Source organism: Abyssisolibacter fermentans (assembly GCF_001559865.1).
GTDB lineage: Bacteria > Bacillota > Clostridia > Tissierellales > MCWD3 > Abyssisolibacter > Abyssisolibacter fermentans.
Map to the genome: position 1 here is coordinate 1 of NZ_LOHE01000105.1, position 25,601 is coordinate 25,601.

The following is a 25,601-nucleotide window of genomic DNA, read 5'->3' on the forward strand; positions in this document are numbered from 1 at the left end:
AAAAATTACTTCTTTACAGGAACAGCAAAGATTCTCAGATTCGTGTCCCTCTCCACTTGGTAATGAATCTCCATCATTTAATAGCTTCGCACTTACAACGACTGACCCTAAAGAAATCAAACCATTAAATCCTTTAGAAGCTACAAGACATTTTTTGACCACGACATTGATGCCTATATTTTTTCATCTTTATATTATCATAAAAAATTAGGCATCTCCGAGTAAAAAAAATGTCTTGTATGGCTTCAAACCACAACCTTTGAGCTACACTTACCTCAAAGGTTGACCCTAACTACTAGCATTTTTTTAGACTCTTATTACAAAAAGAAAGCTTTATAATTATATAAAAAAAAGACTAATTCAAAACCAATCAAATTTGAATCAATCTTTTTTATTAATCCCAAAATCAAACACCATTATCTCACTTCAAAAACTAAAGGCAATTTATCTTCATTGTATTTTTTTTTATTAAAGCTACTATAATATATTATATCCTCAAACCCAGCTTTTTTCAAAAGTTCTAACACTCTATCCTTTCTTACTGGCAATAATGCCACTTGATTTTTAAATACCTTATTTTCATCTTTTACAAACAGTTCAGTATCAAATATTATTTTATTATTGTCAAGTCTATATCTTCTAACAAATTTAATTTTATCATTTTCAATAGTTGGTAAACCTTGTAACTTAGAATCCAAAACTTTATCATAATCAAACCCAGATTATTCATAGAAAATTAAATACTCTACTGCATCCTTCTGATTAGAAGATGTCCATTAAATTCTCGACATACCAACTCGGTATGCCTTCGAATTCACTGAAATCTTCTAATTCAAAAACCTACAGCATATTATTCAACGTTATACGAATAATCAGGGTTAATTATTTGAAATTTAAAGCTTCCATCTTTTTTTAGCAAAGCTCTAACAGCTTTAAATAAGACCAGAATTTCTTCATCATTATTCAAATGTACCAAAGTATTGCCAAAACAAATAATCTGATCAAAATAACAAGTATCAAAAAAATCACAAATCCTCAACATATTTAAATAATGAAATTTTAGATTGTCATTTTCATAGCCTTTAGCAATTTTTATCATAGCTTCATCTAAATCAATACCTACAACAAAGTTACCTTGTTCACTTAACGACTTAGCAAGCTCACCAGTCGAACACCCAATATCAAGAATTCTCTGGGCATCATTTACCCCATCTAAAACAAAATCAACTTTATTATTTTTTAACGGAAAAATATAGTTATAGTATTTAGAAATATCATCATAAAAACTCATAACCTCAGCCTTTCTTTTGGTGATTTGAAATTTATGTAAAATTTTATTGTAAACCTAGTACTACATTATAATATACACTAAAAAGACAATCTTAATTCAATATCCCTGTTTAAATGAAAGAAAGACCTACAGTGTGTAAGTCTTATGTTTATTAATAATTTTATTGTATTATAATTACATCCAATGTTCAGGTTAAACGATAAATATAATCCAATGATATTAAATAATTTTAATTTCAATACATCCAATGTTCAGGTTAAACATTAAGAGACATCTATAATTATATAAATTATTTAGGATTTCAATACATCCAATGTTCAGGTTAAACTACAAAAGGGGCTTTTTTATTAGAAAAATTAGGTCTATTTCAATACATCCAATGTTCAGGTTAAACCGTCGTATGATGGTGTTACACTGTTTATACTTTTAGATTTCAATACATCCGATGTTCAGGTTAAACGATGATAAGGGTATTAAATATAGAGCGGTTGTATCATTTCAATACATCCGATGTTCAGGTTAAACTAGTTCGTCTCTTCCGAGTTCGCCATTCATGAATATGATTTCAATACATCCGATGTTCAGGTTAAACATATCCGGACGTAAGATTTGTAAAAACATTAGTTGAATTTCAATACATCCGATGTTCAGGTTAAACTAAAGAAAATGACATAAGAATTATAATACCAAATACATTTCAATACATCCAATGTTCAGGTTAAACTCAAAGAGCTAGGACTTACTACTGCAAATGTAATGAGATTTCAATACATCCAATGTTCAGGTTAAACTACAAAAAGCAGGGCAGAAGAACTTGCTCTTATAGAATTTCAATACATCCAATGTTCAGGTTAAACTTTCAGTTTTGTTCAATTTTTTAACCTCCTATAAACATTTCAATACATCCAATGTTCAGGTTAAACTTAAATGTACATGAAGAATTAGAAGATGCAATAGAATTTCAATACATCCAATGTTCAGGTTAAACGAGTACCCAGGAGAATGTATAAATGAAAATACATAATTTCAATACATCCAATGTTCAGGTTAAACGGCGGTAAAGATAGCGCTGTCGTAAGTAATTTACTGGATTTCAATACATCCAATGTTCAGGTTAAACAGATTTCAATATAAACGGCGAAGGGTACTTAAATCGATTTCAATACATCCAATGTTCAGGTTAAACTATTTTACTAGCATTACAAATACTACACTTAATTACATTTCAATACATCCAATGTTCAGGTTAAACTTTTTTTGTGTCCTTGTCGACTTGCAAAAATATTAAATTTCAATACATCCAATGTTCAGGTTAAACGTTCTTTGTGCCCTTCGAGTTCCCCTTGTTAGTCCATTTCAATACATCCAATGTTCAGGTTAAACACACCGTACCCTTACAGATGGCGGTATGCAAAACAATTTCAATACATCCAATGTTCAGGTTAAACTAGGAATGGTTCTGATTTTAGTTCTGCGGATTGAATTTCAATACATCCAATGTTCAGGTTAAACGGCAGAAAGTGACATCAGTGATAAATGTTTTACACATTTCAATACATCCAATGTTCAGGTTAAACGAATGCAAATTTGAAAGATAACATTTGGACTCTGGAATTTCAATACATCCAATGTTCAGGTTAAACTGCATTATTAAAAGCAAAAATAAGGAGATAACACAAATTTCAATACATCCAATGTTCAGGTTAAACATTGTAAAGTACAAGACTTAAAAGATGTTATATCATTTCAATACATCCAATGTTCAGGTTAAACTTAATTACAAAGTAGCAGTTGAGCAGTGTATTAAAAATTTCAATACATCCAATGTTCAGGTTAAACACTAATTTATACAAGTTTTTTCACCCCTATTACTTATTTCAATACATCCAATGTTCAGGTTAAACGCACAAAAGGTACATGTTTCACCTAGTACAGTAGATATTTCAATACATCCAATGTTCAGGTTAAACTACTGAAAAATGCACATTTGTAATAGTGTCCAATTGCTTCTAACACTACTAATAATCACATTTGTTCAATTTTCGTCCGCATGACTGATACTTTTTTGTCAATCGGTTAATTATTGCCTACAATTGTTGAATTTTCAACACTTACATCAATTGTCATTTTTTTATACATCCGGATATTTGTCATCTTATTTATCTTTCCATTCCCTTAGAATCGTGTTATTTACTCAATTCTATAAAATGAAAATTTCCTGCATTATACTTAGAAATAATGAATTCAATTTATTCATACCTATTATTGATATTTATTTATCAATGTTTCGATATATTTAAATAGTTTCATAACATTATAATTTTAGCACAATTTATAGAATATGTCAAAATTAAAGATTTTTTATTTTCTTTCATTATTACTGCATAGGTAAAAACTTAACTTTCCATATTCCATCTTTATTTTTCACAAGACTAAAATGATATTCAAATAAATTTCCATTAGCATCTCTCTCTTCATCACCATGAGTCCAAGTGATATTTGCTTTGTTACTTTCTTGTGTATAATAAACTCTAAGATTTTCAGCTCCCATTATTTCTTCTTTCATTTGAGGCTTTTCTTTGCGCGAAAAACCCCTCATATGTTCTTCTTTAGTCCATCCTAAATACATCTCATCTTGAATGTAAAATGCATATTGAGTTTCATAATCCTGAATATGACCAGAATGAATATATAGCTTACAAACAGTAAGCGGTTGTAAACCCATCAACACATTGTCATCATGTGTATTGCTGTATTTATCATATATCTCAATTTCTGATTTTGTTAATTCATATAGATTGGTAGTTTGTGTACATCCGATTAACATCAAATTTAGAATTAATAGAATTGATAAATACTTAATTGTATTTTTAAGCATGAAGACCTCCTTTTATTATTTTTATCGTCGACCCTACAACCTTGTTAATTTAAATCTTCATAAATACTCTATATCTATTTATACATTCATAGACCCCCGTAGATTATTACACCATCAGAGGTCAATGATAAATATAATTAATTGTAAACACAATTGGTTAGAAAAGATATTCTATTTATTTTATATTAAAAATAACCATCACATTTTCATTATATTATTGTTTATATAACTGTTGAACTTACTTAATTCTTTCTTTATTTTTCTTGTTTATTTATTTGAAATTCAATCTTATCATAGAATTATTAAATCTTATTTAAAATAATAAAAATCAACATCATTAAATTCGCATGTAATAGTATTTTGCTTAAGTTCATCTTTTAGTATTTTTGTCAACTTCAATACTGTTTCTTTCCATAATTTTTTATCTTTGACAAACTCTTTATTCATCATTCCTGAAAGAATTACTATATCTTCCCCACCTTTTGGACAACCCCATAGTTCATTATATATAACTTTTCCTTCAACCGCTGCAGCTGTTATATATATACCACTTTCATTGTATTCATTTCCTGCAATGGATTGCCATATCGAGCAAACTAAATCCAAACTATTTCTTTTATCATTATTATGAAAATAACCTTTATTAACACCAGTAGTAATTTTAAAACATAGTGTTTTACTCATTTAAGTTGTCCTCTTTTTCCATAAAACCATATCCTACTGACGTTTTTGCACCAATGCCAAAATCCATTATTATTCTTTGTATTAATTCTTTCTTGTCATTTTTATTTAGATATTTTCCTTTCTTTAGATTAAATCTAAATTTAAAGAAAACATCAGGTTTTATTTTTAAAAACTTTATAGGTATAGGATTTTTTATTGGACTTTTATGTGGTGTTATATAGTCATCTGCTAAAATTATTTTATTATTATTTTCCTTTAAATTTAATGTAGCATCAAAAAAAATATCTCTCGAACAAATTGGTTTATTATAATATTTATCATTTTCTTTGTCATAATCTTTACCTTCAAATATTTCGTATTCAATCTCTTTTAATATGTCATAATTTACTTCCTTTCCAACAAGTATATCTTTAAAATATTCTAAAGCATTTTCTCTCATATTTTCTTTATACTCAATCATTTCTTCTGGCACATCATCTCTATTATACCTTAATTTTTTAAATATACTTCTGACAGTACCTTTTATTGTTGAAGCTGGTATGACTGGCAAACCAGATGTATAATCAAAATAAAATCCAAGTTTAAAAGCATCATCTTCTTTTAAACCATGACTATACCCACTTCCCATAATAAGTCCAGGATATTTAGTTTTTAATATAAATTCTTGTTTTGTTAACCCTTTTATTAATTCATCTGACTCTTGAAAATTTAATTTATAATTCATTAGTTTATAGTTATTTATTATAGTAAATATATCTTCATTGAAATTTTGATTAAAATATTCCTTATAGAAAATATACCCTAGATTCATATCATCATCATTACTTGTATTTAATTTACTATTATTTGGCTTACTACCTTTTATAGCTTTACTATTAGTCTTTTTAAACTTCTTATATCTATTTTCTTTCATTCTAGGATTATCAAAACCCACTTTTATAAATGCCTCCTTTATTGAATTAAAATCTCCCATGTAATTCACCTACCTATTTTAAAAGAACTCAATGCCAATTTTATAGCAATAGAAGCATCTATTATATTATCTGTTAATTCTTCTTTATCATTATTTTCTTCTAAATACTTAATACAATATTTTTGTAGTCTAATTTCATTATTGCTTAATGTTTTCTTACTAAAATCATTCTTCTCAATTTCTTTATCTTCTAATAAATATTTTATCATTAATGTTAATGCTATTCTATCTGCATTAGTATTTGCATCTTCACTCTCATAAAAGCTAATCGCAGCGTAAAGTCCACTTTGGATTATACTTGCCCCAAAAGACGCAATATATCCTTTAAATTCACTTGGTATAATTTTATTCTCATCTAAATATGTTTCTATTATTTTTATGGCTTTAGGTATATATTTTTCTACCCTTCTTTTATTCATTTTCAATCACCAACTGTTCTATTATAGAAAATCCATAACCAATAGTAGCATTTGCTCCTATTTGAACTGGTCTCTCTATCAATATTTTATTGAATTCATAAATATTATCTCCAGCTTGGAGTATAATAAAATAAAATCTACTTTCTCTAGGAACTATTTCTTCATACCAAAGATTTTTACTTTCTCCATTATCTAAATGATTTCTTGCTATAACAGGAAGATTTTTAGTTAATATATTGAAATCATCATCACTATACAGCACAATATCATTTCCAAATATTCTTTCATAAGTATCAAAATTATCTACATATTTCAGCTCTGTATCCATTGTTTCAATTTTAATATTTTCATCAAATTTCTGACCTTTTTCAGTTAAAATTACTGGTTTATTTCTGTATGCATTTATTTTAAGTAAGCTATTCAATGATTCTATAATAATATCTTTATTGTAATTAAAATCTTCTAAAGAACTTAATAAATCATTAATAATTCTAGGACATGTAGCTCTAAAAAACTGTTTTTTATTACTTCTTACTGGTATGGATAAAAGATTAGCATTTAAAAAATTATAATGACCTATATTATTGTCTGAACCAAAGGTATAATCAATATATTTGTTCTTGAAATCTTCCTTATCATCACGTTTCTCATTATATATGTTTAAAAAATGCTGCTTTAATCCTCCTTTTAAACTAGATGAATTTATAACAGGAAAATTTGTTATTACATCTCTTTGAACTTCATTGTCAATTATATTAAAATTAGCTTCACCACTACCAACATGCATATTTGTTAAAGCTCTAAGTACAAAAAAGTTACAAGAATTACTCATTTTTATTCCCCTCCTTAATTACAACAACTTTGTTATAACCTATTTTACAAAGATTTTTATGCGAATTTATTTTATTTAAAATATTCTCAACATTGTTTGTAAAAATAACACTTCCTCTTTCTATAAATGAAAATCTACTTCCGTATGATGCAAAACCTTTCTTATAGTTATTTTTATTAATCTTATTATTACTTTCCACTCTGTATCTAAAATCACAGTATTCTCTTATTGCATAGTCATTATTTTCTAATAATTCCTTATCTGTATAAACATCACTGATACATATAACCTTATAATTATATTTTCTAGAATTTAAATAGTTATCATTAACTATATTATCATGTATTTTTTTCAAATGGTTCTCTACTATATTTTCAATTCTATCATCTATCTTCTCTATTTTTATATTAAATAGAGATTTTTCTCCACCTAAACTTACTATATTAGTATAATCATCATCAATTTTTATACAATTATCTATCTCTGCATCAAGTACGAAATAATTGATTAACATGTTTTTATCTTTTTTTTCTGATTCTAATCTATATTTTATAATTTTATAGAAAGCATTTTCCTTTGTTTTTCCTTCATTATCCCGCGTTATTCCTATTTGAGTATCTTCAGTAAATACTGCATCTTTATCAATTATATTACCATTAGTAAGATTTAAAAAATAATTTTCATTATAATTCTTTGCTATGAAGTTACTAAGTATATTAATTTCTTTGCCATTAATATCTTTAACTTTTAACCCAAACTCAAATGGCATATATTCAGCATAATCATTATTATAATCTTTAGGAATATTCATTAAAATATCTTGTCCTCTTTTTATAAATACTGGCGATATTTCTTTTATAACTCCAAAGTCATTATTTTTAGTTATAGAAAATCCACTTTTCCCGATATATTTATTTACTTCTTCTACTTTTTTAGAATAATTCCAGTCTTCTGAATATAATTCCTTTATTTTCAATATTTCTTTACGCATCATACCTAATATTGATGTTTGCTGTGGAAATCTATTTGACCTTGAAAAATAATTAATATTCTCTTCTTCATCACCAATATATTTGAAACTTTTTTCACTACTAAAAAAGAAGCTCCCTATAGGTTTTAACGTTATACGATATCTACTCATTTATATCACCTCTTTCATAAAAGAAGCTACTAAATCTTAGTAGTTGATAAATATCTTCAACAAGCTTTTTACTTTCTTCATATTTACAGCTTGTCTCATCCAAATAAGTTACAATAAACTGACTTACATTCTGAGCATATTCTAATAAATTAGAATCGTTTTCTTTTAATTTATTAACAATATTGTTTTCTAAATAACATTTCAATTTGTATTCTTTATCGTTTATGATCTCTTGTAAAATTGACTTATCATTGTAAATTCTATGCTGTATTGAGCTTAATAATTTTTCTTCATTTATCTTTAATAATTCTTTAAATTTATTATAACTTTCTCTATCTTTGTTAAACACAATCTGACTGCTAAAACCACTGTGTTTAACTAACATAGCTGCTATTGTATTTTTTTCACAATCACTATTTTTATATTTTTTAGCAACATCAAATAATAATGTTCTCGCAGTATCTAAAGATTCGTTTAGTGGATACTTATAATGAGTAATTGATACTCCAAATGATAGAGATGGTTTTTTCTCAAGTCTGTCACTAGCAATATATTCATTAAAAACATCTTTAAAACAATTGTTTACTTTATCTATTAAATCAAATATATTTTCATTTTTATTTAATACTGGAGCAAAAAATAATAAATCATCTCCTCCTGCATAAACTGTATAGCCACCATATCTTTTTATTTTTTCATTTGCTTTATCAGCAAATTCAAATAATTTCTTTGAAAAATTTTCATATGTAAATATTGTAGTATCATTTCCTGACTTTAATTGTTTAACTATCTGACCAATATTATCTCCATCTGATTGAACAACTGCTAAGTATTTATAAGCTTTTTTTATTTTTTCAACTTTCTTTTCAATTAATCTATTCTTTAAATCTTCTAAGCATTCTTGCTCGTTTAATTTATAATCGTAAATATAATTACTTTGAATATCTTTACCTTTACAATAAAATTCTGATAATGCAATTTGTAATGTCATTGGAAAGCTATCAATAGGTTTACTATAAGCATCCGCTACTAGTTTACTATCTTTTATCTTTTTATTTTTAAAATATTGTAACAAATAATCTTCTCCATCTTTTACTTTTGATATACAGCTATTTTTAAGTTCTACACAATCTAGAATATCAGATAATTTTTCTATAGCATTTTTTTCACTATATTCACATACTTCTGTAGAAATACACTGTATTTGAAAATAGTTTTTTAAATAATTTTTTATTTTAGCTTTATTTTGTTTATTATTATCACCATATAAAGTATTATTTATATCTTCAGATAATTTATCATATTGAGTATCGATTATTTCTTTAATTTTTTTAAAATCAGCTTCTTCATTAGTTGTTTTAAATATAAATCTATCGTGAAAAAAACCAATACCTTTTTTCTGATTAAAAATAATATCCCCTGTATAAGGTATCAAAAACTCTTTGTCTTCCTTTAACTCATGAATAATATTTTTCATTACAAATGAAAAAATATAACTCGAACCCCATAGCTCACCTGTACTTCTAGCTTTAGAAATTGTACTTACTATAGGTCCAATTGTTAATCCTATATATTTAGTCATTTATAACACCTTCTTTATCTTTTTCATATTTAAGTATTGTATGTTTTACTGTTCTGTCAAAATGGCTATGACCTTTCTCTTTTAATTGATTAAAATGACTAACAAACTCTGCTATAAATTCATTCAAAATAAATTCATTTTTTGACGGAGTATATATATTTTTTTTATTTCTATTTTCTTTTTCTTTCTTAGTGTCTTTTTCAATAAACTCAAATTTTTTATCATAAATCTCTTCTGCAAAATCTTCTGGTAATATAAATAAATAGTTATCAATTATTTTAAAAGTTATTGGAGATTTAAATCGTTCTATTATTTTTGAATTGATTTCTATCGTCCCATCTCTTGGTTCTTCTTTATTACCTCTAAAATCTATTTTTTCTGCAACTCCCAACATAGCTCTAACGTATTTCTTTTTCATTCCATCAAGAACAATTTTATTTGTTTTTAAATCAAAATTTTCTTTAATAAACCTCTTTTCATTGCCAACATTTTTATTTAACATATATTTAAAAAGAAATGATTTTTCATAACATTTTGGATTATACTTATTTTTAGGAAAATTAATTCCCCCTTTCATCAACGAATAAATTATATTTATGTTACTTAATTTATCATTGATAGAAGTAGTTTTATTATAATTAATATACCAAAACACATCATATATATCAGATACATCCTTAAAACAATCTTTCCTATTTTTAATATAAAAAGACCCAAATCCTTTGTTTTGTCTTCTTCCAAAATTGCTAACAGCAAAGAAACTACCTATATTAGCATTAATGATATCAAGTAATTTTTTATTAAAGGATATAAATTCAACATTTATATCTCCATTTACATTAATACTTTGAATATTTTCGTTCTTATCACCCATATTACCAAAATACAGACTTTTAAACGGTTTGTCTTTACTTGTTTCTCCTTCATTGACAATATTAACTTTATAATCTAAAGCTCTATGATCTTTGAAATCATCAATAGAACATTTTTTATTATTAAAACCTTTTAGATAATATTTGTAATTATCAAAACAATCTTTGAAAGCATATTTTATTAAAAACTTGTCTAACTTAGGTTTTAATTCAGTCGCTCTAAGAGTAACTCCTTCTTGATAGTATTGAAAGTGAATCATAGGTGTATGCTGCTTTAGTTTTATAACTGACTTAGCCATTTCTTAACCTCCTTTACAATATGTTTTAGCCCTTTTTTTAACGACTTTGAAATATATTTTATAACTTTTACTATTTCATGCATGAATAATAATACAATATATAGAACTATCAATGTACATATAATTGGTGTGATTCCATAAAACGCTATAATCAATGCTATAAAAATACTCCCTGCTGTAAATATTGCTTTTTTTATTCTTTGATATATATTTACTGATTTAATTAAGTTTATCAAAACGATAAACATAGGAATACCAATATGACAAGCAATCCAAGATACTGAATTATATTCAATTTTAATTATACTTTCTTCTTCAAAAATATTCATTCCGTATAACCCAGTAATAAATGTTGGAATAATAAACAATGCTCCTAAAACTGTTAACATATTAAGCGTACTATTAGTAATTCTTTCATTATTAAAACTAACAAAATTATGTAATTCACTGATTTCTTCATTCAACCTTTTAACATCTCGCTCTAATCTCATATTTTCATATAACATATTATATAATTCAATTCCTTGAATTTGTGCTGATACTTCTCTGAAATGTAATTTATTAATAAATCTTATATATTGTTTATGTAGTGATGTAACTTTATCATTCAGTTCTTTACTTGTTTTTTTATTATCTAAACTTGCTAAATCAGATATTTTAGATGCCTCACTTGAGAATTTTAAAACAGACGCTCTTTGAGCAAGACTTAAGCATACCATCTGATAATACATTGTTTTATGGTGTTGCAAAAGTTTATTTTCTTTTTCAGAATCTGAACCATTACTTAGTGCAATAAATGAATACATAGTAATTCCATATAATGTGCCATAATCAACCCATCTGCTATATGTATGCTTTTTTAAAAGCTGTCTCCTCATAATCCTGTTCTGACAGCTAGAATTCTGAGCATCAACGAAAACTAATTTATCCCAATATTCGCTATTTTCGTAATTATATGTACAATTGCTACTATCATAATGCTTTAAATAATCTGATACAGCATTATAATTATAGAAACACATTGTAAACATTCTATCATCTATTATTGGTTCAATAAAAATCTTATCAGGTTCATTTTTAGAACATGTAAATTTTTCATTTTGACTCAACAAATCTATTATTAAATTAAACTTAGGGTATGTTTGATTGTTTAACTCATAAGTTTTAAAATCTTCATATACTTCTTCTTTGTTTCCGAATTCCAATATTATCTTATAAGCTAATATACTTTCTTTAGCATCTTTTAAAGGAAGAAAACTTGGATATAATCTTCTGCCGAATTCATTGATTCTCAAAATATCTTCTTTGCTTTTATATCTATTGTTTTCAAGATGAAATGCCATTATAGCAATCCCAGTAGTATAAACTTTTAATTCTATTTTCTCTATATCTAATATATATTCTATAATTTTCTTTTCTTCTTTTCCAAAACAATAAATTTTGTATTTACCATCATTTTTATTAAATATATAGTTTTCAACAATATTTTCTTTATTATCTTCTTTAGTATAAATAGCATCTCTTACATTATCATAAAAATATACATACTCATTATAAGCTTTATGAATTTTATATTTATCACCATTTAAAATTTTTTTATATTCTGAAGAATAATCATTGTCTGACTTAAATTTTTGTACATACTTCCAATTTTCTTCGTATAAAAATTTTTTAAATTTACTAATATCAATTTTATTTTTAAATAACATACTATTATACTTTTTTTTATTTTGTTTTCCACTATATTCCCATTTGAACGGAAATATAAAAATATGTGCACTCATAAAACATCCCCCAAAAGCAGCCTAATATAAAACGAACTATTTACTATTTTTTTGTATTTAGACTTTAAGTTATATATACATAATATTATTTATAAATCTATTCCATAAAAATATGTAAAATCCCTTTAATTTTAAATTATATGAAATACTTTACTATTTTGTCGATATAATTATTGAATTTTGTCAATCTACTACTTTATTACTTACTCTATATTATACCATTAATACATATGTATTGGCATTATTGTAAATATTTAATGTATTATAAAGAAACCTTCATTTAAAATGAAGGCTTTTTTATATATTATTATTTATTCAATTTTTTTATAGTTACTCTAAAAACCCATTTCATCTTCATTATAATACACTTTTTAATTTTTTATTTAGTAGCTTTTTTACTCTTATTAAAAACAAATTTTTACTAATACTGCATTAATGCCAATAAATCACTTATAATATATCTGTTTTTCTTCGAACCTTAACTTCAAGTGTTTGTTTCTTTATACAAAATTACCAACAAAAGTATATGTATTATTTATATCAAAAATTATTAATGCAATAGTAGTATTTATTTCCGATCACTACAAAAATCAAAACCGGTTTTTGTCAGAATTATAAAAGAATATACTCATTTTGAAAAGATATATATCACATGTAGAGATGGTTTCAAAAGCCACCTAGGTCATCCTTCAAACTTCTCACTATATCCAATATCATCTAATACAAATTGACTATTTTCATATTTGTAGTTAATTATTATATATCCAATATATGCCCCATGAGCTATCTGAGCAGATACTACTGATTTTATATGTTTGTCTTCTATTAAATAATAGATTTCTGAACCAAACTCAATCGAATTGTAAATCTCTTTGCCTTTTGTGTAGTCACTAGTTTTTAAAGATATTGTTTCATTTCCAATTGCTAGTTTTATATTTTCTAAGCTCAATTGACTTTTTATATTTTTATTAATTATTTCAATAGGGCTTACTACATATATTTCATCAAGTGAATCTCTATCCAATACATTTATTTTCCCATTGTGTATACCTGTCCCAAATCCATCTGTACGTATAATAACTAATTCTTTTTTCTCGTCACTATTCAAATCAACTGATACAAGCTCTGGTGTACGATTAAAAGAACACCTCCAATTAAATATTTTGCTTTTTTCACCTATCACTAATTTCATACCTTTATATGCTGGAGCAGTATGTTTACCATAAAGGAAAATATCTTCATCTTCTATACTAGCAATCAATATTTTATATTTATCAGCATTTGTATTTGTAATTGGTGGTTTACTTAAGCTTAATATTAATGTTAACACAACAAAAAAGATTACAGTAATCCTATTCAAAATTATAACAACTCCACTATTAGATTTGAAAACATCCAATGTTAAGGTTAAACGTTAAAAAAAGCTTACACGACAATAGTAGGATATTTATTTCAATACATCCAATGTTAAGGTTAAACTCGCTTATCTTCTTTCCGCTGCTTTTTATCTTGTCTATTTCAATACATCCAATGTTAAGGTTAAACTTTCTCTTTGCCTCTACAGAAAGGAGGCCATTTCAATTTCAATACATCCAATGTTAAGGTTAAACCCACTTTCATCTAATATTATTCTAGAATCAACATTATTTCAATACATCCAATGTTAAGGTTAAACGATGTACCGACATTCTTTCAGTATTGTGGTAGATGCATTTCAATACATCCAATGTTAAGGTTAAACCATGCCTGAAATACAGTCAGTTGTTGGTACTGCATTATTTCAATACATCCAATGTTAAGGTTAAACTATTCATATTTTTCAACTCCCTCAGCTGTTTTTAACATTTCAATACATCCAATGTTAAGGTTAAACCTCCTGAATGGGACATAAAGAAAATCAAACTTGGCAATTTCAATACATCCAATGTTAAGGTTAAACAAAAATCAGTTAGGCAAAGCGAATTTTACCAAGCAAATTTCAATACATCCAATGTTAAGGTTAAACGATCTCAATATCTTTGTTTTGTTTATCTTTTTTAACCATTTCAATACATCCAATGTTAAGGTTAAACTACTGAAAAATGCACATTTATAATAGTGTCCAATTGCTTATAACACTACTAATAATCACATTTGTTCAATTTCCCTCCGTATGACTGATACTTTTTTGTCAATCGGTTAATTATTGCTTATAATCGTTGAATTTTTAACATTTTTATCAATTATTACTTTTTTATACATCCGGATATTTTTCATTTTATTTATTTTTTGAATCCTTCTAATCTTGATGTTTGCTCAATTTTATAAAATGAAGAATTCCTAAATTATCCTTGCAATTAGAAAATTTTATTACTCTATTATTGATATTTTTTTATCAATGTTTCTATATGTATTAAAAATTTTCCAACACAATAATCCTAACACATTTTATAGTTTTTGTCAAAATTAGGTTGGATGCTACAATATCAAAACCTCTTCCTTTTTCACTTCTAATCCAAGGTTTTCTTCATGAAAATAACTTTGATTTATGAATTTTATTATCGAAACATAATCTTTATTTTTTTCTATGACTTTTTTTAAGTCTCTTTTCAAACTTATTAGCCTTGATGGTGATATTTCACCTCTGAAAACAGACTTTTGATAATGAGATAAATACTTTTTGCATACTTTAAATACTTTGTTACATCTACATTCTTCTACATCATAAAATAAGAATACATAATTATAGTTATACTTATTTCTATTTCTTGCAGTCATTATACCATCTCCTTTAGGCTAAAAGGTTTAAATTTTTTTTCCTCTAATATGTTTTTGACTAATTTATAAGCATCAAGTTTAATTGCTGTACTATATGAAACTTTTCTGTTTAGCTTCTTATGCTTAAAGGTTTCTTCAAACTTAGAATTAATATTGCTTATAAATATCTTTTTACCTTCATCATTTAAAATACAATAATCTAGACTCCTGTCAAAATGTTCACCTATCCTTATGATTCTTTTGTTAGCTAACTTAAATATTGTCTTATAAACTATAACAGGCTTAAATACTTCAGATAGATCCAATGATAGTGAAAATCTTCCTTCTGAGGGTTCATGGAGAAAACTTATTGCTTGATTAAGATGGGTATGATATATCTGTGTAATAACTTTAGTATATAGCATTGTATTTCCAAATGATATCATCGCATTTATAGGGTTGTCAGGCGGTCTCTTCACTCTTTTGTCAAATTCAAATTCTTCATTTAATATATGTTTAAGCGAATCATAAAATCTAATCCAGACTTGTCCTTCAACTGCTAATATTTCTTTTATGTTACTTGCCTTATTCAAATATACAAAAGACTGCTCTCTAATATAATCCATGTTTTCTTTAACATCTTTATTTCCGTATTTATAATAACTATGTAGCAACTCCCCTGTATTCTCAATTATACCTTTAACTATACCCTTAGCAATAGTATTTCTATCTTTAATATATTTTTCAGCCTGCTTTACCGTAAGTCTACCGCTAATGTATTTACATCTTGGAAAAAATGTTCCACTGTAACTTCCATAATAATTAAAGAAATGAATTATAACACCGTTAGATGCTAAGAAATCCAATAATTTTGTATTGATAGAAATTTCATTTAAGCAGTATAGCTCTTTTAACCCTTCTATAGGTATATAATTGTTTTTACCATTTTTTCTAAAGCATAAAGAATTATCTTTTCTTTTTAGCTCGCCTTCTGACATTATATATCTTACAGCTTCACTCATTTATCTACCTCCTACAACATACAATAAGAATAATAAGCACACTTTTTACACTTACTACTATAGCTAAATTCAGGGATATCTTTATTATTTATTAGTTCAGAAATCTCATATTCTAAATTTTCTAAAATGGTTTCAATTGACTTAGTTAATCTAATATTAACTACTTTTTTTGTTTTCTTGTTTTTTTCCATACAAACAAGCTTTCCTTCCTTCTCAATGCCTTTTTTCTTCAAAATAAACAGATAATACAACAGTTGCCATGACGCAGCTTTCATATCTGCATTTGATTTTTTATATTCATATAGATAATTTCCTTGTATTTTGTCAACTTTAATAGAATCTATAGCTATCTCTTTTTGTTTTGAATTCATGGTCTTATTAATATGGAGCTGTTTCCCTATTTTTACGAGTTCACTATTATCCTCAAGATTTATTCTATTGCCACACAGCCAGCACTGCCTTTTGCAGTGAAAATAATAATTCACTAACGTTCCATTTATTTTCATAGAAATATTCCACCTTTATCTTTTTTAGGAAATTTATCTTCGATGAACTTCTTCCTATCAAATTTTTCCTCCTCAAAATATTTCTCTGCATCTTTAATATAAATTATATCTTCAATATCTTCATCATCAGATTTAACTTCTTCTCTTAAATTATAGATAAAGTAATTCATCTTTTCTTTTGTTCTTGATAATAAAACCTGTCTTTTTGTATAAGACATATTTTCATCAAATAATAAGTTTTTGAATTCCTCCCATACTTCTCTTCCATCTATATACTCTTCTTTATCGGGCAATTTAAGCTTATGCTCAAAGTAAACAAGATAATTTTCATCTTGTATTAACTTCAACTCTTTAGACAATTCATGATATTTCAAATTCCTCAGCATATAATTAAATCTCTCATATGAGTTTTGATTGTACTCTTCTTTTTCTTTCTGCACTTCCTTCATAACATCTTGATAGTACTCATCAAAATTCTTATCCATAAAGATTTGTCTATATTTGCTTTGATTAACAGAGTAAGATGTTCTCAAGTCATCTTTGTAAACTCTTTCAACATTATCATAATTAAAGAAAAATATTTTTGCTGAATTTTTGCTGCATGATCTGTTTATTCTACCAGCAAACTGCTCTTCTGCTTCAATTATAGATATATCTTTAAATCCAACGTCCATATCAATATCAACACCAGCTTCTATAACTTGTGTTGCTATCAATATATACTCATTAACTTTATCTTCCTTTATTTTATCGATAATATGTTTCCTATATAAGCTGCTATCATCGCCCGTTAGCTCATGCACTATTTTTTTATCTTTATTTAATTCTTTACTCATCATATTGTAAAACTCTCTACAGGTTTTTTTGTTAATAAATTCAACTAAAATTCTTCTCGGTTTATTATTACTTCTATACTCTATTATAAAATCTAATAATTCCTCTAACTCAATCTTCTTAGCACTTAATAATGAAAAATCAATAGTTACTCTATCCTTAAATAATGGGTTTAAAAAATATTTACTAGAATCTTTTATTAATCTAACTTCATTGATATTTCTATTAGATAAATAGCTTATCTCTGGCAGTGTAGCTGACATTATTATAAATCTTATATTAAACATCTCTGCAAAACACTCTATCATATTAGATAATTCTTTCCATAACTTAATCCTATAGCTTTGTATTTCATCTAATATTACAACACTATTAATCAAATGCACTAGTGGAAGCTGTTTTTCTCTACCACAACTAAAAAACATATCAAAAAAATTCACATGACTTGTTAGAACAATAGGATAATGTAAAAATAATCTATCTAAATATGTCTTTTCAAAGTCGATATTTTCATCGTCATTAGTTTTTATAGGTGTTATAGAATTTATAACAGCGGTATTTTCTTTTCCAAAAAAATCGTTAATGACTTCACTTGTCTGATCGCATAATGTATTAAAAGGGAATACATAAAATATTTTTTTTAACTTATTATCTCCTTCAATCAACTTTAGTGCTAAATTTAAAGAATTAATAGTTTTACCACTACCCGTAGGAGCTTCTAGATAAAATATTTTTTTATCAATATTCTTTAGTATGCTTTCTTCCGACTCCAAAAACATATCACTTCTCAACTCATTTATTCCTTTTAAAGGAGTAATGCTAAACTTTCCTTTTTTATAAGCATCATGCTTTCTTATGTTCTTGATTATATTGCTCTTTTCAAATAGTTTTTTATAATCAACAACATTATCTATCAATCCAAAATCATCTACTTTTTTATTCATATAATCGCTTGTAGCATAAAAGTCACAAGTAGTTATCAAACTATATAAAAGCTTATTCAAAATATAAAACTCCTCATTTGTAGTTATGATTTTTTCAAAATTAAAATTGTAGTTATTCAATAGTTTTTCTCTACTCATTAATCTTTCTACATGTTTATAGTCATCTATTATTAAGCTTTTTGTTTCAATAGAAGTAAGTAAGCCTGTTAGTTTATTAAGATATTCAGATAAATCTTTTAAATATCCATGATGTCTAGATATAGAGTAAGAAAAAGTAAACAAAATTAATTTTAAAAACTCTAATTCATCTCTTTTCAGTTTCACAGCTTTTATATCATCATAAAAAATATCTATGTATAATAATGATGACAGCAGGCTGTGATTTGAATCATCAGTTATTTTAACATTTTTAAATTTTTCATTTTTCATCTTTATTCTTTGGAATGCTGGATTAATTTTACCTATATCATGAAAATATACAGCTTGTTTAAAAAGCGCTTTTGCAGTATTCTTTGCTTCATCAGATAAGTAATATTCCTTACCTTTTTTTATTCTAATGCTGTCAATCAATCTATTAAGAACTTCATCTAACCCTTTTTGTTCATTTAAAACATTGAAATATTTAAAAGTACAATCTAAATGCTCCTTTAAAGTTTCGTCTTTTTTAAAAGAAGCTTTGTGTGCAAGATATATTTCATTATTGTCTAAAACAGACTCAAGCGTATACATTTTTCCACCTCATTTCATATTAAAAGCCCAGCAAGCATACTGAGCTTTTTTTCTTTATATCAGTGCTATGTTTAAATCATTATGATTAATTACTGTATCATTTATTTCATCAACACATCTATTCGTAAATCCAATTTCTCTAAACTCATACATGTTATTTTCTATAGCTAAACTGCATGGAAAATAATCTTTGAATAAAAATGGTGTTTCTTCATCATCATATGCATAATCATCTAGCTTAACAGCATCATAGTAAAAAATACTGTCAATCTTTTCTATACCATCTTTTACATCACATTCTAAAATTTCAGAATTACTAATAACAGCATAATGATCATTTTTGCCTAAATAAGGTATATACTCAGCTAAGTCATTTAAAATATATTTTTCAAGCTTATCTTCTACTTCCTTATCATTTATACTCTTTAAATCTAAATATATATCCCAGCACACATCCTCAAGCCACTGCTCTCTTACAATCAAATTACAAGGCATTTTATTTGCATCTTCATTTGCATAACCAACAGAATTGTTAAATGCAATTATCTTTTTACTAAAATAACCTCTATTGACCTTTGGCGGTACTATACCCACCTTTAGTGTTTTTAGTTTTTGATAAAACTCTGGATATACCTCATTTTTATCTTGTTGAGCATATCCTTTTAAACCGATAACTGCACCTAATATCCCCATCAAAGCTATTCTATGAATATGACTATAGCTGTAATATGCAAATGAATTAACGTCAGGCTTCTTGAAATGTGCTGTTTTACCAGATAATCTAAATTTCAGCACCTTCAACTTATATCACTTCTCTCGTATAGATATTATGAAGCTTAACATTATCTAAACCAACTATTTCAAGGTTATATTCATCAATATAAGCTTCAATACTCTCAACATTATCAAGTACCTTTGGACTAAGTAGCTTATTTAATTTAGAACAATCTAATATATTTTTATCCTGTTCTTTTTTAAATACTATAAAATTATCTAATGAAGGCAGTGAAAGTTTAACTCCTTCTTTAAGAGTAATGAATATTGCATATTCATTCTCACATCCAAATTTACTATTAGTAGCAAATGCAGTAGCTCCTCTTAAAACTCCATCCTTGAATTTTTCATAAGCCTCTACTGTATAACCTTCAAATCCGTCTACAACATTAACGTACTCATCATATGCATAAGGATTTACAGTAAAAGGATAGCAATAATGAGCTTCATCAGCTACGATTTTTGTACCTAATGATGAAGCTCCTGCATCATCTGATTTTGAATTTCTAAATGGAGATAAAATATCTTGAACCTCAACTCTAGTATCATCATAGATATTCATGCCTTGTCCAATTTGAACTGCACCCGTTATCGATATGTTCTGCTTCTGTTCAGCAAAAGTTGCCCCAAAATTCATTACATCTATTGCATTAAAAAGATTTTTTAATACATCACATGTTTTTGTTTTATTATCAATTTTAGTTTCAAATATCAATTCATATCTTTCTTTTAATGATCTTGGCTGAACCTTATCCTTTTCTTCTTTGTATGATTTTATATATAAAACCTTTTCCCCTTCGTTAATCCACTGATATTTCACAGGGAATTTGAAAGCTTTGTCACTACCAAATATAATGTTCTTTGAAGTCGTCTTTGGTCTTCCTGTAAAATCAGCGTTCCAATTTGACATCTTTGCTCTAATTCCTGACACTCCATAAACTCTATTCTTTAATTTCATTTTTTATATCCCCTTTCTTTTCATAAAAAATATTATCTCCTAAATACCCCGCCAAGAATATATCTTCATCTATATTTTCGTCATGATCAAAAGCTAAGACCATTGAAAATGCTTTGTTAAATTTTCTATAGTTTAAGCTGACAGCATGAGCAAATCTTTTAAACCAATATTTTAGTTCATTATTTATTCCTTCAACTCTCTTGCAGTTTATCATTCTTTCAACAACATCATGGTTTTTATTTGCAGATGCAGATTGATTAATTAAATAAAATGCTATCTGTCCTGCTAAGAAAGAATATTGAACTACGTTTTCTAAATCATGAATATCTTCGTTTTTTATATAATCACCAATGCTATTTCTAAGCTTACTTATCTTATTCACTATCTCATCTCCCCCTAGGTTAAAAAACTTCTTCAGTGCAAAATACACATTACATGCATTCTTTCCTTTCAATAAATTTGTTTTTATGTTTTCTATCACCAAATAAACATAATACTTACTTACAGCTTCCCTCAAACCTATATAGTCGTTTTTATAAATAAAATCAAATGCTTGATTTTTAGTTAAAATTAATATATTACAGAAACTTTTACTGTCCCATTTAGTAGGTTTTATATCATTAAGCTTTTTATTAAAACTATAAATCAATTTTTTGTTATATAAACCTTCATCTAATGCTTTTAAAAAGCTTTTTGTATTTTTACCATTGTAATCACTATAATTAGGCTCTAAATAACCTTTGATTTCACTATTATAATTCCTAGCTCCAATATAATTTTCAACAGTAAAATTAATTTTTTCATTAAATGCAGGTACGATATCAAAATCTTCAAATTCTATATCATCTTTTTTATTAAGATAAAGCAAAATATAATATTTATCTTCATTATTCTTTATGTCAATGTCCTTTAACGGTATTTTATAATCATAATCATATGTCTTAAAATTAGCTCCTAGCTTATTTACCTTCAACCATTTAGAATATTTAAATAGCAGTACAGCATCTTTTGCACTTATTCTAAAAGGTACACTGAATCTTAATGATTTGTGTTTCAAAAACTTCTTTTTGTCATCTAATGCCATATTCATGCTAGATAAACCATATACAGTATTATCATATTTCGTGTTAAAATCATTTTTTAAGAATACACTAACAAAAAGATATCTGTTTAATTCTTGCTTGTATAAATCCCAATCATTAAAATCAAAGAATATTTTAATATATTTATCAAATTCATTATCATTTTTAATCACAAGTTCATTTATAACATCAAATTTCTTAAGCATAAAATCTTTACAAAATTTATATTTTTCAACATCCAGCTTTACACCTAATTCTTTATCTATTTCCTCTGAATTAAATTTTGAACTAATTATTACATCATAATATATGCTTAGTTTCTTTAGAATTTCTTCTGTAGGCAAAGCTTTTGTCTTTTTTGTGTCTATGACATTTTCCTTCTTCATAAACACACTTAAATAATTTGAGCTGTGAATTTTTTTGTCTTTTATGCATTTATTAATACTAACAATGGATGAATAAAAATCAGCCTTTCTAAACCATTGATACTGCTTATTTACAGGTGAATCTTTCTTTATTATCGCTGTTTCAATTTCACTATTTTGATTAATCTTTATATATAAGCCCTCTTTCAGGTTGTGATTCTCGATAACAAGATCGTCACCTTTTATTTCATAAGCTTTCTTGAATGTATCAAGCAAATTTCTTATCAAACTTTTCACCTCCCTCTAACAACATTACAAAATCCAGCACCAACTGATGATGCTTTCTCAAGCAGTCCACATGTCAAAGCAGTGTAAGCTAGCTTTTGCGAAATATCATCCTGCTTAAATCTCATAAAAAACTTATTACCTAAAACTTTTCCATGCTTGTACTCCATAACAACAGCTTTATGATTTTTCTGCTCTAGAAATTCAATAGGACTTTCTTTAAGCTCTGGTAAGTCATTAAATATCATCTTAGCCTTCCTGTGTAAATTGTTGTCAATCATGCTCCATAAATCATCCATATTATCATCTTTAGTCCAGTTCATGTTATTTATAGTAGCAATTGCTGGAGTTACAGTATTCATTTGTTCTACACTATAAAACTTCTTAACTCTTAACTCAACACCTAAAGGCTTAAATTCATCAGTCTCTACAAAAGTAATAGTTCTCCTAAGTTCTTGGGCTATTTTGTCTATAGGTGTTCTAATCCTAAAAACATAAACCTTACCTTTAGAATATATCTTGTCTTTTTCAAATGGATACAAATAATCAAAACAATAAAGTTTTGGCAGTTTTTTTATATGCAGCTCCTTTAGGTAATCACTCTTTGTCATGCAGTAGTTTATATGTCTAGCTAGTGTATAACCTATTTTTCGAAAATGTATATCTTTCTTAACAAAAACTGTAGTCCTTAACTCATAAAAATTCATCTTCATCCACCTCTTAGTTTTAATTATATTACCTAGTTAGGAACTATTTATGTCCTAAATAAATTTTTTCTAAATTTTCTACCTCTTTGATTATTTCATCTCTTAACTCTATAGGCTCCAAAACCTCTACATCACTTCCCATACTTCTAATCCATGACATAATCTCTGGTTTTCCTTTCATGGTGGCACTATATATTATATCTCCACTCTCTAATTCTTCAATTTCTTGATTGTCTATAAATACGCTTTCTTTTACATATATACTTTTAGGCATTTTTATTTTTAGCTTAACATTAATAGGTTCATCTTTAACTATTCCAAAGCATCCTTTTATAAACTTATTATAATTAAATTCTCTAACAGAGTAATTTTCTTCTAACACCTGCACACCTTTTACTCTAATGATCTTAAAATCTCTAAATTCATTATTATTTTCACAAAAGGCTGCCAAATACCAAAAGCCTGCATAGCTGTATACAAAATATGGATGAACTATTCTCTTTGATGTTTTATTCTTATTAACTGAAAAGTATTTTATTTCTATCTTCTTAGTATTTTTAATAGCATTTTGGATAGTAATGATGTTTTCTTTTTCCTCAATAGAATTAGGGTTTTTAGATTGAGAAAGATAACCTAGCTTTGGTTTTTGAAAATTAACATCTTTTTTCTGTTTAATTTTCTCAACAGCCAAAGCATATTCGTTTTCTAAATAAAAACCATTCTCCTCCTTCAAAAAAACCTTACCAGCTTCCAAAGCCATCAATTCTTTGCTATCCAATCCAAATTCACATAAAAAACTTCCAGATACAAGTTCATATCCACGCTTGCCTCTTTGATGATCTATATATATCCCATCACCACTATCAATTTCTTTAACCAAATCTTTAACATACCTATCACTAACTCCTAAAAGTCCTGCAAGCTCTTTACCTGATAACCTTCCATAATACTTTAAATTCTCTAATAATTTTATACAATTATAAACCTTACTAATAAAAATCATCTCCTTAATACCCAATATGAACCTATAAGATTTCGACGTAATGCTAAATATTTCCTTGTTTTTAATGTGGAAATTACAAAACCTCTACTATTTTTTATTCATAGTAGAGGTTTGCAGATTAGTCCTTGATTTATAATCGATATTATTTAGTTATAATTTCTAGTTGTACTTAAGTATTGGTAACTTTATTAGTACATCTAATGTTCAGGTTAAACCTACTGTAATGATATCAGAGCATAGTAAGTCGTAAATTTCAATACATCTAATGTTCAGGTTAAACAATTATTATATTAAGTTTTATAACTTACTTAGTTGGATTTCAATACATCCAATGTTCAGGTTAAACGGCTAAAAGTTTAGGTGGAGTTACTAATTTAAATATATTTCAATACATCCAATGTTCAGGTTAAACATGCAAAATATATAGGATTCAGATCGAGAGAAACATTTCAATACATCCAATGTTCAGGTTAAACATTTAAATAACGAAGGGAGAAAAAAATGAATATATAATTTCAATACATCCAATGTTCAGGTTAAACTGATTTTAATTTGAGAGTATGTGATGAAAAGAAGTGATTTCAATACATCCAATGTTCAGGTTAAACTTATGGTAATACTAACATAGGTAATAAGAATTATGGATTTCAATACATCCAATGTTCAGGTTAAACGGATTATACAGAAATAAAAAAAATAGAAGAAATAACATTTCAATACATCCAATGTTCAGGTTAAACTTGTTTTGTCTCAAACTTAATTACTATTTTTTCATAATTTCAATACATCCAATGTTCAGGTTAAACATTGGAACTATGCGACAAGAAGCCAATCTGAAGATATTTCAATACATCCAATGTTCAGGTTAAACCACTGAAAAAGAGAATATAATTAACTTTGT

General features: G+C 26.4%; 21 protein-coding genes and 3 CRISPR repeat arrays. All 21 genes read right to left on the reverse strand.

Annotated elements, in window-relative coordinates; genetic code table 11:
- Positions 1–416: 416 nt before the first annotated feature.
- The 21 genes from AYC61_RS19185 to AYC61_RS19280 all read right to left on the reverse strand — a co-directional run bounded on the left by AYC61_RS19185 (position 417) and on the right by AYC61_RS19280 (position 24,700).
- Complete coding sequence (locus AYC61_RS19185; protein WP_066506964.1) at positions 417–698, reverse strand: hypothetical protein; 282 nt, start codon at positions 696–698, stop codon at positions 417–419.
- 152 nt (positions 699–850) lie between these two features.
- The gene (locus tag AYC61_RS19190) at positions 851–1,291 is read right to left on the reverse strand and encodes a class I SAM-dependent methyltransferase (protein ID WP_066506966.1); all 441 of its coding nucleotides are present in this window, start codon (positions 1,289–1,291) and stop codon (positions 851–853) included.
- Positions 1,292–1,459: 168 nt separating this feature from the next.
- Positions 1,460–3,261: direct repeats of the CRISPR family, unit length 30 nt; unit sequence ATTTCAATACATCCAATGTTCAGGTTAAAC.
- 407 nt (positions 3,262–3,668) lie between these two features.
- On the reverse strand, positions 3,669–4,169 hold the full coding sequence (locus tag AYC61_RS19195) for a hypothetical protein (protein WP_066506969.1): 501 nt from the start codon (positions 4,167–4,169) through the stop codon (positions 3,669–3,671).
- A 309-nt stretch (positions 4,170–4,478) separates the two neighbouring features.
- Positions 4,479–4,853, reverse strand: a complete 375-nt coding sequence (locus AYC61_RS19200; protein ID WP_066506970.1) for a hypothetical protein — start codon at positions 4,851–4,853, stop codon at positions 4,479–4,481.
- A complete protein-coding gene (gene cmr6, locus AYC61_RS19205) occupies positions 4,846–5,826 on the reverse strand; it encodes a type III-B CRISPR module RAMP protein Cmr6 (RefSeq protein WP_066506973.1) in 981 nt (326 codons plus the stop codon). Before cmr6 ends, AYC61_RS19200 begins: the two co-directional genes overlap by 8 nt.
- 5 nt (positions 5,827–5,831) lie before the next feature.
- Entirely contained in the window at positions 5,832–6,245 is a 414-nt protein-coding gene (locus tag AYC61_RS19210) for a type III-B CRISPR module-associated protein Cmr5 (RefSeq protein ID WP_066506977.1), read from the reverse strand.
- Positions 6,238–7,077, reverse strand: coding sequence for a type III-B CRISPR module RAMP protein Cmr4 (gene cmr4, locus AYC61_RS19215; RefSeq protein WP_066506979.1), 840 nt, complete (start codon positions 7,075–7,077; stop codon positions 6,238–6,240). The genes AYC61_RS19210 and cmr4 overlap by 8 nt, the downstream gene beginning before the upstream one ends.
- Positions 7,070–8,218 carry a type III-B CRISPR module-associated Cmr3 family protein gene (locus AYC61_RS19220; RefSeq protein WP_066506981.1) on the reverse strand — a complete coding sequence of 383 codons (1,149 nt, stop codon included), beginning with the start codon at positions 8,216–8,218 and terminating at the stop codon, positions 7,070–7,072. Before AYC61_RS19220 ends, cmr4 begins: the two co-directional genes overlap by 8 nt.
- Positions 8,211–9,800, reverse strand: coding sequence for a type III-B CRISPR-associated protein Cas10/Cmr2 (cas10, locus tag AYC61_RS19225; RefSeq protein WP_066506983.1), 1,590 nt, complete (start codon positions 9,798–9,800; stop codon positions 8,211–8,213). The genes AYC61_RS19220 and cas10 overlap by 8 nt, the downstream gene beginning before the upstream one ends.
- The gene (locus AYC61_RS19230; protein WP_066506986.1) at positions 9,793–10,971 is read right to left on the reverse strand and encodes a hypothetical protein; all 1,179 of its coding nucleotides are present in this window, start codon (positions 10,969–10,971) and stop codon (positions 9,793–9,795) included. Before AYC61_RS19230 ends, cas10 begins: the two co-directional genes overlap by 8 nt.
- Complete coding sequence (locus tag AYC61_RS19235; RefSeq protein ID WP_066506989.1) at positions 10,953–12,755, reverse strand: CorA family divalent cation transporter; 1,803 nt, start codon at positions 12,753–12,755, stop codon at positions 10,953–10,955. Before AYC61_RS19235 ends, AYC61_RS19230 begins: the two co-directional genes overlap by 19 nt.
- A gap of 682 nt (positions 12,756–13,437) precedes the next feature.
- On the reverse strand, positions 13,438–14,115 hold the full coding sequence (locus tag AYC61_RS21485) for a hypothetical protein (protein WP_156456535.1): 678 nt from the start codon (positions 14,113–14,115) through the stop codon (positions 13,438–13,440).
- A 23-nt stretch (positions 14,116–14,138) separates the two neighbouring features.
- Positions 14,139–14,827: a CRISPR direct-repeat array (repeat unit 30 nt; unit sequence ATTTCAATACATCCAATGTTAAGGTTAAAC).
- A 385-nt stretch (positions 14,828–15,212) separates the two neighbouring features.
- A complete protein-coding gene (gene cas2, locus AYC61_RS19240; protein ID WP_066506992.1) occupies positions 15,213–15,512 on the reverse strand; it encodes a CRISPR-associated endonuclease Cas2 in 300 nt (99 codons plus the stop codon).
- Positions 15,512–16,513: a type I-B CRISPR-associated endonuclease Cas1b gene (gene cas1b / locus AYC61_RS19245; protein WP_066507002.1), complete on the reverse strand. Its 1,002-nt coding sequence runs from the start codon at positions 16,511–16,513 to the stop codon at positions 15,512–15,514. Before cas1b ends, cas2 begins: the two co-directional genes overlap by 1 nt.
- An 11-nt stretch (positions 16,514–16,524) precedes the next feature.
- The gene (locus AYC61_RS19250; protein WP_066507006.1) at positions 16,525–17,019 is read right to left on the reverse strand and encodes a Dna2/Cas4 domain-containing protein; all 495 of its coding nucleotides are present in this window, start codon (positions 17,017–17,019) and stop codon (positions 16,525–16,527) included.
- The gene (locus AYC61_RS19255) at positions 17,016–19,526 is read right to left on the reverse strand and encodes a CRISPR-associated helicase/endonuclease Cas3 (RefSeq protein WP_066507008.1); all 2,511 of its coding nucleotides are present in this window, start codon (positions 19,524–19,526) and stop codon (positions 17,016–17,018) included. The genes AYC61_RS19250 and AYC61_RS19255 overlap by 4 nt, the downstream gene beginning before the upstream one ends.
- 54 nt (positions 19,527–19,580) lie before the next feature.
- Positions 19,581–20,321 carry a type I-B CRISPR-associated protein Cas5b gene (gene cas5b / locus AYC61_RS19260; protein ID WP_242866845.1) on the reverse strand — a complete coding sequence of 247 codons (741 nt, stop codon included), beginning with the start codon at positions 20,319–20,321 and terminating at the stop codon, positions 19,581–19,583.
- 7 nt (positions 20,322–20,328) lie between these two features.
- Complete coding sequence (locus tag AYC61_RS19265; protein ID WP_066507020.1) at positions 20,329–21,258, reverse strand: type I CRISPR-associated protein Cas7; 930 nt, start codon at positions 21,256–21,258, stop codon at positions 20,329–20,331.
- A complete protein-coding gene (locus AYC61_RS19270; RefSeq protein WP_066507022.1) occupies positions 21,242–22,993 on the reverse strand; it encodes a hypothetical protein in 1,752 nt (583 codons plus the stop codon). The genes AYC61_RS19265 and AYC61_RS19270 overlap by 17 nt, the downstream gene beginning before the upstream one ends.
- Before the next feature lie 5 nt (positions 22,994–22,998).
- Entirely contained in the window at positions 22,999–23,697 is a 699-nt protein-coding gene (locus tag AYC61_RS19275; RefSeq protein ID WP_066507023.1) for a CRISPR-associated endoribonuclease Cas6, read from the reverse strand.
- A 43-nt stretch (positions 23,698–23,740) separates the two neighbouring features.
- Positions 23,741–24,700: a helix-turn-helix transcriptional regulator gene (locus AYC61_RS19280; protein ID WP_066507025.1), complete on the reverse strand. Its 960-nt coding sequence runs from the start codon at positions 24,698–24,700 to the stop codon at positions 23,741–23,743.
- Between the two features lie 185 nt (positions 24,701–24,885).
- Positions 24,886–25,571: a CRISPR direct-repeat array (repeat unit 30 nt; unit sequence ATTTCAATACATCCAATGTTCAGGTTAAAC).
- Positions 25,572–25,601 lie beyond the last annotated feature (30 nt).

Bases quoted from the DNA above. Each gene is read 5' to 3' on its own strand.
- AYC61_RS19190 (WP_066506966.1), bottom strand. From the start codon at position 1,291: ATGAGTTTTTATGATGATATTTCTAAATACTATAACTATATTTTTCCG.
- AYC61_RS19195 (WP_066506969.1), bottom strand. From the start codon at position 4,169: ATGCTTAAAAATACAATTAAGTATTTATCAATTCTATTAATTCTAAAT.
- AYC61_RS19200 (WP_066506970.1), bottom strand. From the start codon at position 4,853: ATGAGTAAAACACTATGTTTTAAAATTACTACTGGTGTTAATAAAGGT.
- cmr6 (WP_066506973.1), bottom strand. From the start codon at position 5,826: ATGGGAGATTTTAATTCAATAAAGGAGGCATTTATAAAAGTGGGTTTT.
- AYC61_RS19210 (WP_066506977.1), bottom strand. From the start codon at position 6,245: ATGAATAAAAGAAGGGTAGAAAAATATATACCTAAAGCCATAAAAATA.
- cmr4 (WP_066506979.1), bottom strand. From the start codon at position 7,077: ATGAGTAATTCTTGTAACTTTTTTGTACTTAGAGCTTTAACAAATATG.
- AYC61_RS19220 (WP_066506981.1), bottom strand. From the start codon at position 8,218: ATGAGTAGATATCGTATAACGTTAAAACCTATAGGGAGCTTCTTTTTT.
- cas10 (WP_066506983.1), bottom strand. From the start codon at position 9,800: ATGACTAAATATATAGGATTAACAATTGGACCTATAGTAAGTACAATT.
- AYC61_RS19230 (WP_066506986.1), bottom strand. From the start codon at position 10,971: ATGGCTAAGTCAGTTATAAAACTAAAGCAGCATACACCTATGATTCAC.
- AYC61_RS19235 (WP_066506989.1), bottom strand. From the start codon at position 12,755: ATGAGTGCACATATTTTTATATTTCCGTTCAAATGGGAATATAGTGGA.
- cas2 (WP_066506992.1), bottom strand. From the start codon at position 15,512: ATGACTGCAAGAAATAGAAATAAGTATAACTATAATTATGTATTCTTA.
- cas1b (WP_066507002.1), bottom strand. From the start codon at position 16,513: ATGAGTGAAGCTGTAAGATATATAATGTCAGAAGGCGAGCTAAAAAGA.
- AYC61_RS19250 (WP_066507006.1), bottom strand. From the start codon at position 17,019: ATGAAAATAAATGGAACGTTAGTGAATTATTATTTTCACTGCAAAAGG.
- AYC61_RS19255 (WP_066507008.1), bottom strand. From the start codon at position 19,526: ATGTATACGCTTGAGTCTGTTTTAGACAATAATGAAATATATCTTGCA.
- AYC61_RS19265 (WP_066507020.1), bottom strand. From the start codon at position 21,258: ATGAAATTAAAGAATAGAGTTTATGGAGTGTCAGGAATTAGAGCAAAG.
- AYC61_RS19275 (WP_066507023.1), bottom strand. From the start codon at position 23,697: ATGAATTTTTATGAGTTAAGGACTACAGTTTTTGTTAAGAAAGATATA.
- AYC61_RS19280 (WP_066507025.1), bottom strand. From the start codon at position 24,700: ATGATTTTTATTAGTAAGGTTTATAATTGTATAAAATTATTAGAGAAT.